Below are 13352 nucleotides of genomic sequence, written 5' to 3'. Positions count from 1 at the left end.
GGGCTTTTTTATAATCGAAACACGTTAATACTAATCAAATGACCGGTCACCGGATGAAAATAAATTTCTGCATGTGCGGCAAAGCGAGTTGATCCTTCCTTTACAGTGACGCGAAACACATCTTTTGTCTGCTCATCATTCACTTGTGTACGGCCAATGTAATGATAATCGTTTAAAGCGGCACCTTTATATTCATCTTTCAGCGCTGTGTACGCAAGTCTTTCCCAATTTTCAAACGGCTGCACCGCTGCTTTTGATGCAGGATGAATCATCAAACTGCCAAGCAAAACGATTCCTGCTGCAATAAGCATCCACCATTTCGGCTGCATGATATCATTGAACTCACTTTCATATATGTTTTGTTTAGGTTTAGCTGGCCGGTCCTTTTTCATACATGAAGCATTTATTCAGCCTATAATTCCCGGTACACGATTGATGCGGACACCAACTTTTCCCCTGAAAAAGTCGATATGATCCGAGCAAACTAATGAGGAACTTCTCAAGGGAAAGGAGAAGGTTTAATGAATGTGGCGGATTATGATAAAGCACTTTATTATACGCATCGCTCGCAATGGGATAATTTACTTATTCTTATGGTACGTACGCAAGATGATTTGCTCTCGAAACGTATTGAGCATTTCTTACATGCGTATCAATTTAACCGGAACGATGCCGATGTTGAAAAATGTTTATATGGGCTCCTGCAGTACATTGACCATGCTTCAGAGGCTGCTGCTGCTGAAGTTTATTCACAACCGATGTACACATAAAGAAAAAGGGCTAAAATGAATTTTTTTAGCCCTTCCCTTTTCCATACAATTAGCAGTGCGCTGTGATAGGAAACATAAAGTGGCTGACATGAAATAGACGGAAGCGTTAGAGATAATGTATGGATCCCAAGCTTATTAAAGCTCTAATTTGTCATCACTTACTAATTCATATGCCTCCACTTGATCCCCTCCGATTTTACATTCACCTTTGATTGACCAGCTCATCACCTCCTTTAAAATAAAAAAAGACTTGATGAGCATACTCTCATCAAGTCTTTTTTTTTGTTTTTCTATTAGAAATTAGGCTGTTCATGCTTCTCTTTTTACACAAAAGCGCACATCAAATAACCAACATCTGTGCTCTTTTTTATTCAATTCATTGAATTGAATGTGCGCTTAAAAGTTTTAGCATAACGACTAAGATCCTTTCTGTCATAGCAGCTCTTTTGGCTGATTTTTTTGATAATCCACTGCATACAGAGCCGCCTGGGTTCGATCTGCCAGCTCTAGCTTTGATAATACATGAGATACGTGCGTTTTGACAGTCTTTTCAGAAATAAACAGAGATGAGGCAATTTCTTTGTTGCTTTTGCCCTTTGCAATCTCAAATAAAACATCTCGCTCTCTATTGGTCAGCTCTTTCATCAATGCCCATTTCTGCTCTTTTGGCTCTGTCAGATGCTGCACAAGAAAGGTCGTGATATGACCATCTAACTGATAGGTGCCATTTTGTACTTCAATCATAGTCGAAAGCAGCTTTTCTGGTGCTACATCCTTTAATTGATAGGCTTTCGCCCCTGCTTGAATAGCGGGAATCACATAATCTTTGTCCGCATAGCTTGTCAGGATCACAATGCGGGTGTCCGGCATTTCCAGCGTCATTTGTTTCGTTGCCTCAATGCCATTCATGACAGGCATAGACAAATCCATTAAGACAATGTCAGGCCGGGTTTCTCTGACAACCTCTAATGCCTCTTGCCCATTGGACGCCTCACCAACGATGTCCACATCAGACTGTGTCTGCAAGAAAAACACAAGCCCTTTTCTCACAATATGATGATCATCTGCAATGACGACTCTCATGACGATCCCTTCCTTTCTTGTGAAAATGGCACTTTTACATGAATCGTGGTTCCTTTACCTAATTCTGAATAGATACAAAATGTACCATCTGCTCTTTGGATGCGGTCAGACATCCCTTTCAGCCCAAGTGAAGGAAGGCTCATCTGCTCGTCATATTGAAAACCTTTTCCGTGGTCAATGATTTTCATCTCCAACGTGTCTTTTGATTGCTCAAGCTTGACCTCGACTTCTTCTACTTCCGCATGTTTTTGACAGTTATTCAGCGCTTCTTGACATACCCGAAACAAAGTTTCATTGTGAGAATGATCCATTTCTATACAGCCTGATAAAGATAAAGTGCAGTGTAATCCTAAAAGCTGTGCATACTCTTCAATTGCTGTCGTAAACCCCTTTTCAAGGCCTCTTGGTCTCAGCTGCCAAATGAGTGATCGCATTTCAATCAGAGCATCTTGTGACAAATGCTGAATAAAATCAATCATTTCCCCTAGATTTTGATCGCTTGTCATTTGCCGTGCAGCCTTAGCCGTCAGACTCACAGAGAACAGCATTTGGTTGACAGAATCATGCAAGTCCTGTGCGAGCCGGTTTCTTTCTTCCAAAAGTGCATGCTGCTGTTCATTTTGCACAAGCTTCATCCGCTGAATAGCGGTGCCAATTTGAAGTGCAATGCTTTCAAGCAAATTCAGCTCTTCTTGCGTAAACGTGACTTTTCCTTTTGCCGCCACATTTAATAAACCGAACGTACGCTTACACGCTTTTAGCGGTACGGTCGCATGATGAGTAATTCCTTCTGTATCCCCAAGCTTTTCTTCAATTGCCGTTTCAATCCGTTTGCAATTAATAATATTGGTGGCTGATTGCAGTGAACCTTTTGTGTATCGGTTGATGCAATAACAATCATTTTGACACATGAGCTGCTTTTGATGCTTTGCAAGTGCTTCAGGTAAGGAAACCTCTGCCATCAGTTCATATGACCCGTCTTTTTCTATAAAATAAATCCATGCAGAATGAAAGCCTGTGACATCCATCAGCATATGGAGCACTTCATGGAGCGTTTCTTTCATTTCCATGCCTTCATTAAGCTTTTCAGCAATTTCTTTTAACATTTTTAATGTTTCAACTTTCTCTTGGTATTCTCCCATATTGTTTACCCCCGGCATTTGCAGCCTTCACTTATCATTACGCTCATTATACCATGAGCCCCCTCGTCGCTCTTTCTCCAAAAGAATGATTTCTTCTCATCCTTTTGGCTGAGAAAAAGCCATCATGTATTCATACACGATGGCCTTGTCTTTCGTTATTTCGCTGTTTCTTCCACAATATCATAAACGACTTTCATCACTTCTTCTGACAAATGCTTTAGCTTTTCTTCACTATCTGTTAAAGACGTGCCTTTGACTGCAATATAAAATTTCACTTTAGGCTCAGTGCCAGAAGGTCTTAAGCAGAACCACGAACCATCCTCAAGGAAATATTTCAGCACATTTGATGCTGGCAGGTGAATGGTTTCCTCTTTCTTTTCAGCCACAAGTTGTCTTTGACTTGATTGATAATCCTCAATCACTGTGATGCGCTGCCCTGCGATGGCAGCTGGCGGATTTGTTCTAAAGGTATGAAGGATCGCTGAAATCTGCTCTGCTCCTTCTTTTCCTTTTAAGGTTAACGACTTTAATCCTTCCCGGTAAAATCCAAACTGCTTGAAAATATCGACAAGCGCGTCGTACAAGGACTTGCCCTGCTTTTTATAGAAGGCAGCGACTTCAACGGCTAATAGTGCCGCTTGCACCGCATCTTTATCTCGGGCAAAGTCACCGATCAAATAGCCATAGCTCTCTTCATAACCGAATTGAAACGTGTATTCTCCGCTCTTTTCAAACTGCTTAATTTTTTCTCCAATAAATTTAAAGCCTGTGAGTGTGTCTATCGTGTCGGCACCAAAAGCTGATGCTACAGCGCGCCCAAGCTCACTTGTAACAATGGTTTTCATCACAACGGGACGAGGCGGCAGCTGACCCAGCTTTTGTTTTTCAGATAATAAATAATGGAGCAGCAGAGCGCCTGTTTGGTTGCCTGTTAAGACGATAAATTCTCCTTCGTGATCTCTGACCGCAATGCCTAACCTGTCAGCATCTGGGTCTGTGGCAATAAGGATATCTGCATTTTGTTTTTCACCAAGCTTGATGGCGTATTCAAATGCGGCATGCTCCTCTGGATTCGGCGAGGTCACTGTTGAGAATTGTGGATCTGGTTTTTCCTGCTCAGGCACAACAGTGACATGCTGATATCCAAGAGCCTGCAGCCCGTTTCTGACAGGGTGATTGGCTGTCCCATGAAGCGGAGTAAACACGACTTTGACATCGACCTCATGTGCCAGCTCAGGGTGCACACTAATGGTTTTTAATTTTTCAATATAAGCATGGTCGATTTCTTCTCCGATTATTTTGATCAGCCCTTGCTGTTTCAACGTTTCTTCAGAATCAACTGAAATCGACAGTTCATTTTCAATTGCATCTACTTCTTGAATGACTTGATCTGCTTCAAATGGAGGCAGCTGCCCGCCATCTTCACCATACACTTTATAGCCGTTATATTCTGGTGGATTATGACTTGCTGTCACGACGATTCCAGCAAATGCATGCAGCTCACGAACCGCAAAGGAGAGCTCTGGTGTCGGACGCAATTCATCAAATACGTACGTTTGAATGCCTTGTGAAGCAAGTGTTTTGGCTGCTTCCATCGCAAATTCAGGCGATTTATGGCGTGAATCATATGCAATGGCCACGCCTCTATTTTTTGCATCCTCTCCATGTTTCGCAATATACGCAGCAAGACCTGCTGATGCTTTACGAACAGTGTACACATTCATTCGGTTCGTGCCTGCACCAATCTCACCGCGCATTCCTCCAGTGCCGAACTCAAGGTTTTTGTAGAAACAGTCTTCAAGTGCCTGGTGGTCATCTTGATGCGTTTCCAGCCATTCCTTTAGTTCAGTATCCAGGTGCTTCTCATTGATCCATCGCTCATAATTCGTCTTCCAACTCATGGTCGTCCTCCCCAGCTCTTATCATCAATAAAATAACATCTACTGTTATTTTATATGGAATCATCCTTTATGTCATGCTATATCATTAGCAGTTGGAAAAAATGTTGCACAAATAAAAAAAGCCGATACATGATCGGCTTTCAGATCGTTGACAAAGGGCTAAAATGATCTTGCTTTAACCCTTTGTCTTCTTTTTATTCAGCATCAAGCGGTACGACTGCTTCATGGAATAGTTGATCTAATTCTGTTTGATGTTTCTGTTTTGCTGCTTCATCCCAGCCAAAACGCTCTGCCATGTAGTCAACAACAGGCTGTGCGTATTTTTTTGCCCAATTGATATTAAATAATAGGCTTCCTGTTCTTCTTAAGAAGAAATCGACAGGTGTTACAGCTAGTTCTTCTTCGATCGCATAGACAAGCTCTGCCAGCACATATGCTGGAATGTTTCGTTTGTCTGCTTCCCCTTGAAGCTGCTCTACTCGTTTGTAGACACTGCTGACGTTTGAACCATATTTTTCAGCTAGTTTTTGTGCAATCGGTTCTGTTAAACCAACAGATGCGCCTTCTGCTGTTTTCGCTTGAACAAAGGCTGCCATGTTTTTAGATCCGCCTACATGGCCGCCTGAGATTGGCATATGTTTTGTTTTACATGGTCCGTAATCTTTGCCCGTTTCCTGTTTCAATCCATCACGTACTAGATCGACAATATGCTCAGCCATTTTACGGTAGCCTGTTAATTTACCGCCAGCAATGGTGATTAAGCCTGAAGATGATGTCCACACTTCATCTTTACGAGAAATTTCTGAAGGATCTTTGCCCTCTTCATGAATGAGCGGACGAAGACCGGCCCAGTTGGATTCTACATCTTTTTCTGTAATATTGAGGTCAGGGAACATGTACTGAATCGCTTGGATGACATAGTCACGATCGGCTTTTGTCATACGCGGGTGCTCCAGCTGTTTTTTGTACACTGTATCTGTTGTTCCAACGTACGTTTTGCCTTCTCTTGGAATGGCAAAGACCATACGTTTATCAGGCGTGTCAAAGTAAATCGCTTGTTTTAATGGGAAGACCGATTGGTCAAATACTAAGTGAATTCCTTTTGTATGCTGTAAGTGTTTTCCTTCTTTTGAGTGGTCCTTGTCTCTCAGCTGATCTACCCATGGACCTGTCGCGTTGACGATCTTCTTCGCATACACATCATATGTTTTCTGCGTCATGACATCTTCAATGACAACACCAACCACTTTGCCTTTATCATAAATAAATTCTTTTACTTTCGCATAGTTGACCGCTTCCGCTCCGAATTTCACAGCCTCTTTCATGACTTCAATTGTGAGGCGTGCATCATCTGTACGGTATTCAACATAGTAGCCGCCGCCTTTTAAGCCGTCCTTTTTGACAAGCGGTTCTTTTTCAAGTGTTTCTTTCGCACTTAGCATGCTTCTGCGTTCGCTATGCTTTACGCCAGCTAAAAAGTCATACACTCTAAGTCCAATAGAGGTTGAAAACTTACCAAATGTCCCGCCTTTATGCATCGGAAGAAGCATCCATTCTGGCGTTGTCACATGAGGACCATTTTCGTATACAATGGCACGCTCTTTACCGACCTCTGCGACCATTTTCACTTCAAATTGTTTTAAATAACGAAGTCCGCCGTGCACTAGTTTCGTTGAGCGGCTAGACGTACCTGCTGCGAAATCCTGCATTTCTGCAAGACCGACACGCATTCCGCGTGAAGCCGCGTCAAGTGCTGTACCAGCGCCTGTTATACCCCCACCAATGATAAACACATCATATGGTTTTTTTGTCATTTCCTGCAGCATTTGTTCTCTTTCTAAGCTAGAAAAAGTCATCTCTTGTTCCTCCCATGTTGTACGGTAAAGAAAAAGAGACCGCAAACACCCAAAGCGTATTTCTACACTTCGGTGCCTGCGGTCTCTCCAGTTCTCCAACCGTTCTATTAACTTACTTGAAGTATACCATACTTTTGGTTTATTTGAAAGCTTGAGCTGCTTTTACAGCCTTTTTCCACCCGCTGTATAACGAGTCACGGCTGTCCTCTTCCATTTTAGGGTCAAAGCGCTTGTCAAGGTTCCATTGTTTTGCAATGTCTGAACGGTCGTTCCAGAAGCCAACTGCTATTCCCGCAAGATAGGCCGCACCGAGTGCCGTCGTTTCATTAATTTCTGGACGCTCTACTGGTACATCCAGCAAATCACTTTGGAAGCCCATTAAGAAATCATTCTTTACAGCTCCGCCATCCACACGCAAAGTTTTTAATGAGATGTTTGAATCCTTTTCCATCGCATCTAAAACATCCTTCGTTTGATAAGCAAGTGATTCTAACGTTGCACGGACAAAGTGCTCTTTAGAAGTACCGCGTGTTAATCCGAATACAGCGCCTCTGACATCACTGTCCCAGTATGGTGTGCCTAGACCAACAAATGCTGGAACGACATATACGCCATCTGTTGACTCAACGCGCTCCGCATAGGCTTCGCTGTCTTTTGAGTCTTTAAACATTCTCAGTCCATCGCGCAGCCACTGAATCGCTGAACCAGCTACGAAAATACTTCCTTCTAAAGCATATTCAACTTTACCGTCAATGCCCCATGCAATTGTCGTTAATAAACCATGATCCGACTTAATTGCTTTTTCCCCTGTATTCATCAACATGAAACATCCTGTGCCATACGTGTTCTTTGCCATTCCTTCTTCAAAGCAAGCCTGACCGAATAGTGCAGACTGCTGGTCTCCCGCGGCTCCTGCAATCGGGATATTTCTGCCGAAGAAGTGATAGTCTGTTGTTTCACCATAGATGTGTGAAGATGGTTTCACCTCTGGAAGCATAGAAGCAGGTACGCCAAGTATCTCAAGTAATTCTTCATCCCATTTCAGATCGTAAATGTTGAACATTAACGTTCTTGACGCGTTGGAGTAATCTGTGACGTGTGATTGACCGCCTGTCATCTTCCAAATAAGCCAAGTATCAATTGTGCCAAACAGCAAGTCGCCATTTTCTGCTTTCTCACGAGCACCTTCTACGTTGTCTAAAATCCATTTTACTTTTGTCCCTGAGAAATAAGCATCAATGAGAAGACCTGTTTTATTTCTAAACGTTTCATTGTGTCCTTGTGCTTTTAGCTCTTCACAAATGCCAGACGTTTGTCTAGACTGCCAAACAATTGCATTATAAACGGGTGCGCCTGTATGTTTATCCCAAACAACAGCTGTCTCACGCTGGTTCGTAATGCCGATACCGGCGATTTGATCTGCTTCAATGCCTGATTCAATTAAAGCAGTTGAAATGACGGAAAGAACAGAGCTCCAAATTTCATTTGCATTATGTTCTACCCAGCCTGGGTTTGGAAAATATTGATTAAATTCCTTCTGAGCTGTATGTGCAATTTTGCCTTCTTGATCAAATAAGATCGCTCTTGAGCTTGTTGTCCCTTGATCTAAAGCGAGAATATATTTTTCTTTTGCCATGGTGTTTTCCTCCCCTTACATACTTTCATTTACAGCATTTGTTTGGTTTTTCGTAGTTACATAGAGTCCTAACAATACCACAACTAAAATAACGCTTACAATCCAAAAGGCTGGAGTGATGTTCGCTTTAAAGGCTGCATTGTAGAAAACACCGCCAAATGCGCCGCCTAAAATTGGACCAACGACTGGCACCCACGCATACTTCCAATTCGATGGACCTTTACCTGGAATCGGCAGAATCGCATGTGCAATTCTCGGACCTAAATCACGTGCAGGGTTGATTGCATAACCAGTTGTACCACCTAATGAAAGACCAATTGCGACAATTAAGAAACCAACAATCAGCGGATTGACTCCGTCTGCGAATTTATTTGCACCAATCGCTAAGATTCCTAGAACCAATACAAATGTACCGATGACTTCACTAAGTACGTTTGCAAAAGTATGCGGAATCGCAGGACCAGTTGAGAATACACCCAGCTTTGCACCTGGATCGTCTGTTGCTTTCCAGTGCGGTAAGTAATGTAAAAAGACAATAATAGCTCCTATTAATGCGCCAAGCATTTGGCCGGCAATATACATTGGTACATCAGCCCAAGGAAAACTTCCTTCTAGCGCAAGCCCAATTGTTAGTGCTGGATTCAAATGAGCTCCGCTGATTCCACCTGTTGCATAAGCTGCTATGGCTACTGCAAATCCCCATCCGAAAGCGATTACAATCCAGCCGGACTGATATGCGAGCGATTTCTTTAAATTGACTGCCGCACATACACCGCCTCCAAAAATAATGAGAAGCATTGTACCTACGACTTCACCCCAAAATGGTGTCATGAAAATTCCTCCTCTGGTTCAGTTGCCATCCCCTATGAATGTGTAAAAAAAGATAAAGAAAAAAGATCCACAACAAACATACTTTACATCAGGGTCATTTGTCACCTAGTAAAGCGCTGTTGTGGATCTCCGTTTCTCCATCACATGATATTAACTTAGTGCTATAGTATCAGAGGATGAAAACGTTGTCAATCAATTTTCACATTTTATCTTTTTCACTTTTGGAACGCTTTCCAAAGGGCTGTATTCGATGTTGTCACAGCTGTAGCACCTGCTTCAAGCGCTCTTTCTACATCTTCTTTTGTACGGATAAACCCGCCTGCAAATATTGGAATCCCAGCTCGCTCGCGCACTTCTGTAATGAGATCCGGCACGACCCCTGGCAATACTTCAATAAAATCTGGGCGATGTTTCCCTACGAACTCCATGCTTTTTTCCATGGCACTTGTATCAAGTAAAAACATTCGCTGAATGGCATATACCTTTTTTTGCTTGGCTTTTACTATGACAGAAGACCTAGTAGAAATAATTCCTGCCGGCTTCATTTCCTGACAAATAAATTCCGTTCCATACTCATCATGTTTGATCCCATGAATGAGATCGACATGGACAAACATTTTTTTATGATGGGCATTTGCCTCATTCATGATGCCCTTTAGCCGGCCTAAATGGACATCAAGTAAGACCCCATATGTAAATGGACTTTTTAAAAATTCCTCAAATTGCTTCATATTGCGAACAGCAGGTAGAATGGGTTGATCATGAAAACTCATATGCCGTCTCCTTCAAAGTGTATTGGTTCAGTCATCTCCTAACAGTAATAGAATCTCTTCTATTTTTCAATACACCTAGTGTATCCAATGCCGATTTTACTTAGCAGCGTATGTGCTTTTTCCATAGAAAAAAGCAGAGAAATCTCTCTGCTATAACTGTGCCATACTTTCTTTAAGCGTGTTCATAATAAATGAGGCGTCTTCGTCTGTTATATTGAGCGGCGGTGCAAGCTGGGCAACGTTATTATAGCCGGCAACCGTATCACCATTTTTCCCAATGATCAGTCCGCGTTTTTTACATTCTGCAATCAATTGACCGACAACCTGTGGATCAGCTGGTTTTTTGGACTGTTGATCCTGGACAAGCTCAATTCCAAACAGCAGGCCTTTTCCTCTGACATCACCGACAAATGGATGCTCTTTTAACTCTTGCAAACGTTCAAGCATGTCTTGCCCAAGCGTGTCAGACCGTTCTACTAATTTCTCGTTTTCCATGATCTCTAGGTTCGCAAGGGCAACCGCACAGGAAGCAGGGTGTCCGCCAAATGTATTCACATGGCGCAGCCTGTCATACGTATCTTCCCCTGCGTAGGCTTCATAGATTTCTCGTTTCACGCACGTTGCAGAAAGAGGTAAATAGCCGCTTGTGATCCCTTTTGCCATTGTGATGATGTCCGGCTTTACATCTTCATGCATAAAACCAAACCGCTTCCCTGTCCGGCCAAAGCCGCAGATGACTTCATCCACAATGAGAAGCGCTCCATGAGCCTCACAGATGTCTTTAACCTTCTTCAAATACCCTTTTGGCGGCATTAAGATACCGCCGCCTGTAATGATCGGCTCCATAATAACTCCAGCAATGGTCTCACTTAGTTCCCACGTCATGGATTGATCGATTGCCGCTGCACTTGCCAAAGTTTCTTGATCCTCAGGATGACGATACATATCAGGCGGTGCGACATGGATAAAGCCTTGACCTAATGGTTCATATTTATATTTACGCTGCGCCTGCCCCGTTGCGGCAAGGGCAGCTGCTGTATTGCCGTGATACGACCGATACCTGGAGATGAACTTTGTTCTTGTGCTCTCTCCTTTTTGCGCATGATATTGTTTGGCGATCTTAAATGCGGCTTCATTGGCTTCAGAACCGCTGTTAGAAAAGAAGATGACATAGTCCCCTCCAAGCCATTCATTTAGCTTTTCAGCCAATTGAATCGCTGGCACATGACTTTGCGTCAGCGGATAGTAAGGCATTGTATTTAGCTGCTCATATGCCGCTTCTGCAAGCTCTTTTCTGCCATAACCGACATTTACACACCAAAGACCTGACATCCCGTCTAAATAGCGATTCCCATGAATATCAGTCACCCATGCGCCTTCTGCCTTGTGAATGACCATGCTTTCATTTTCCTTGTTTGTCCCTTTCATATGATGCCAGATCAACTGATCATCTTTCGCCTGAAGATTTTGAGCCTGCTCATGTATTTTCATCTTCCCGACCCCCATGTATCCGTTTTCATCATTAAAGAAGCTTAAACCGCTTCAGCAGCACATTGCCCCTCTATTCATTATATGGCTGAGAAGGGAGGCATATGAAACTGAAACTAGGCCGCCCGTAAGAGAGTACCAACCATTACTTTCATTATAAAAAAGGGGCCGGGCCCATTACATTAGACAGATCGTCAACTGATTGAAAAGAATCGTAAGACACTCTACTCGGATGCTTAGCAAATCTAACATACCTCGTTAACGGTCATTTCCTTGTAGGAATTCATATGCAAGAATCGCAAATTCAAGCGCCTGTCGTTTCGGTGCCTGCATCATATCCTCGCCAAGCAATGCTTGCAGTTTATCTAGTCTATGATAAAGCGTCTGCCTGACAATATAGAGCTGGCTTGCAGTTTCCTTTTTAGAACCGTTTGTCTGTAAAAAGATATTCAGCGTTTGATAAAGTCTTCCGCTATTTTGCTTATCATATAAAATGACAGGCTCCAAATACTCTTTCACCATACATTCAAGCAGTCCGCTTTCCTTCATGACAGGCATAAGACGGAGCATATGCAAATCTTGATAAAATGGGCTTTCCACACGCTGGGGCATCACTTTCTTTAAATGCAGCACTTCTTTGGCTGCTTGAAAACTTTTTCTCATATGCTGAAACTGTTCACAATATGGACCGATGCCAAAATTGATCACAGTTCCGCGGGGCTGCTCGCGCTCATACAATTGTTTGATGTCACTCGCAGCCCTCTCTGCACGCTCTTTCCAATCCTCCTTCTTTCTCGTGTTCAATAAAATAAACAAGGTTTGTCCTTGATGCTCATACGGAATCAAATGGAAACCTGCTCGCTGAAAGATAGAGCGGCAAGATACGAGAAAATATAGATTTCCTGCGATTTCTTCGATATGATGATGCTTTTGAAAGAGCATCACCACACAGCCGGTTGGCTTTTTCAATCCTTCTGTTTCTTCAAGATGCTCTAAAATATCTCTTTCTGTATGCTCTTCTTGGAACCATTTTTGCAACCATTCGTTCTCTTTTGTCTTCTTCAATTCTTCTGTATAAAGCTCTCTTAGCGTTTGCTGGGCCAGAGCATTTGCTCCTTTATCCATTACGAGCAATTCGAATTCTGAGAGTGTGTTTGTTTGATGAATGAGCACAAGGTCTGCAAATGTTTGCTTGAGTGCAAGCACTTCTTTTTTGGTCACTTCGTATCCTTTTGGCAAGGAAGCAAACTGTAAATAATTCATGACCATCTCTTCGGTTTGTTTAGAGGAATCACATAAAATAATCGGCTCCCCCTGAACAGGAATGAGTAAAAGAATGCCCCTTACGTGCTGATACACTTGATCCAAAATATCCATCTGGGGATGGGGAGTCAGCAAAAGCTCATTCAGCTTTGATGATAGTGCTTCTAGATCAGCCATCATTTGATACTGGCGTTCAATCATCATCGTATGGAGATGCTGTGTGATGTTGACGAATTTCACTTCTTTTGTAAACAAAATCAGCGGAAAATCTCTTTCTTCTGCATACGCAATCAGTTCTTCCGGCACATCGAATCTGAGCGGAACAAATTCAATACATAAGCCTGCCGCACCAGAATCGATCAGCTGTTTTAAAAATGCTTGAAACACATCCAATTGATCATGAAAGCCTGCGGCTGTTGTTAGGATGAGCTCTCCCCCATTTAACAAATCTTCTACAGCAGGCACTTCTAGCACATGGACCCATTTGACCTGCCGAAACAATCCCTTTTCTCCTGCTAACACTTTTGCATGGGCAAAATACTTTGTTTTCAACACATCACTCACTTGAAAATGAACATCTGCATTCATTGATATGTCCCCCTTTGTTTT

The 13352-nt window shown here is 42.6% G+C and carries 11 protein-coding genes; 1 reads left to right on the top strand and 10 read right to left on the bottom strand.

Annotation, left to right across the window (positions count from 1 at the left end):
* Positions 1-8: 8 nt before the first annotated feature.
* Positions 9-272, bottom strand: a complete 264-nt coding sequence (locus MHB67_RS04650) for a YqzG/YhdC family protein (RefSeq protein ID WP_249116535.1) — start codon at positions 270-272, stop codon at positions 9-11.
* Between the two features lie 249 nt (positions 273-521).
* Between MHB67_RS04650 and MHB67_RS04645 the strand changes: the two genes are divergently transcribed.
* Positions 522-770, top strand: coding sequence for a YhdB family protein (locus MHB67_RS04645; protein WP_024425297.1), 249 nt, complete (start codon positions 522-524; stop codon positions 768-770).
* Between the two features lie 432 nt (positions 771-1202).
* Here the strand turns inward: MHB67_RS04645 and MHB67_RS04640 are convergent, their stop codons facing one another.
* From MHB67_RS04640 to MHB67_RS04600, 9 genes are all read right to left on the bottom strand, one after another.
* On the bottom strand, positions 1203-1853 hold the full coding sequence (locus MHB67_RS04640; protein WP_342492827.1) for a response regulator transcription factor: 651 nt from the start codon (positions 1851-1853) through the stop codon (positions 1203-1205).
* Entirely contained in the window at positions 1850-2995 is a 1146-nt protein-coding gene (locus MHB67_RS04635) for a GAF domain-containing sensor histidine kinase (protein WP_212048184.1), read from the bottom strand. The genes MHB67_RS04640 and MHB67_RS04635 overlap by 4 nt, the downstream gene beginning before the upstream one ends.
* Before the next feature lie 155 nt (positions 2996-3150).
* Positions 3151-4896, bottom strand: coding sequence for a phospho-sugar mutase (locus MHB67_RS04630; protein ID WP_212048183.1), 1746 nt, complete (start codon positions 4894-4896; stop codon positions 3151-3153).
* Between the two features lie 194 nt (positions 4897-5090).
* A complete protein-coding gene (gene glpD, locus MHB67_RS04625) occupies positions 5091-6752 on the bottom strand; it encodes a glycerol-3-phosphate dehydrogenase (protein ID WP_024426602.1) in 1662 nt (553 codons plus the stop codon).
* A gap of 139 nt (positions 6753-6891) precedes the next feature.
* Positions 6892-8388 carry a glycerol kinase GlpK gene (gene glpK / locus MHB67_RS04620; protein ID WP_024425302.1) on the bottom strand — a complete coding sequence of 499 codons (1497 nt, stop codon included), beginning with the start codon at positions 8386-8388 and terminating at the stop codon, positions 6892-6894.
* Between the two features lie 15 nt (positions 8389-8403).
* Positions 8404-9219, bottom strand: coding sequence for an MIP/aquaporin family protein (locus tag MHB67_RS04615; RefSeq protein WP_252057746.1), 816 nt, complete (start codon positions 9217-9219; stop codon positions 8404-8406).
* A 215-nt stretch (positions 9220-9434) separates the two neighbouring features.
* Entirely contained in the window at positions 9435-9992 is a 558-nt protein-coding gene (locus MHB67_RS04610; protein ID WP_024425304.1) for a glycerol-3-phosphate responsive antiterminator, read from the bottom strand.
* Between the two features lie 150 nt (positions 9993-10142).
* Positions 10143-11483 carry an aspartate aminotransferase family protein gene (locus MHB67_RS04605; RefSeq protein WP_342492826.1) on the bottom strand — a complete coding sequence of 447 codons (1341 nt, stop codon included), beginning with the start codon at positions 11481-11483 and terminating at the stop codon, positions 10143-10145.
* Positions 11484-11738: 255 nt separating this feature from the next.
* Positions 11739-13331: a PucR family transcriptional regulator ligand-binding domain-containing protein gene (locus MHB67_RS04600; protein WP_212048177.1), complete on the bottom strand. Its 1593-nt coding sequence runs from the start codon at positions 13329-13331 to the stop codon at positions 11739-11741.
* Positions 13332-13352: the final 21 nt, after the last annotated feature.

It is taken from the genome of Bacillus sp. FSL H8-0516 (genome assembly GCF_038635285.1).
Classification (GTDB): Bacteria; Bacillota; Bacilli; order Bacillales; family Bacillaceae; genus Bacillus; species Bacillus safensis.
The sequence above is the reverse complement of the archived record's forward strand: the minus strand, read 5'-3'. Positions and strand labels throughout refer to the sequence as shown.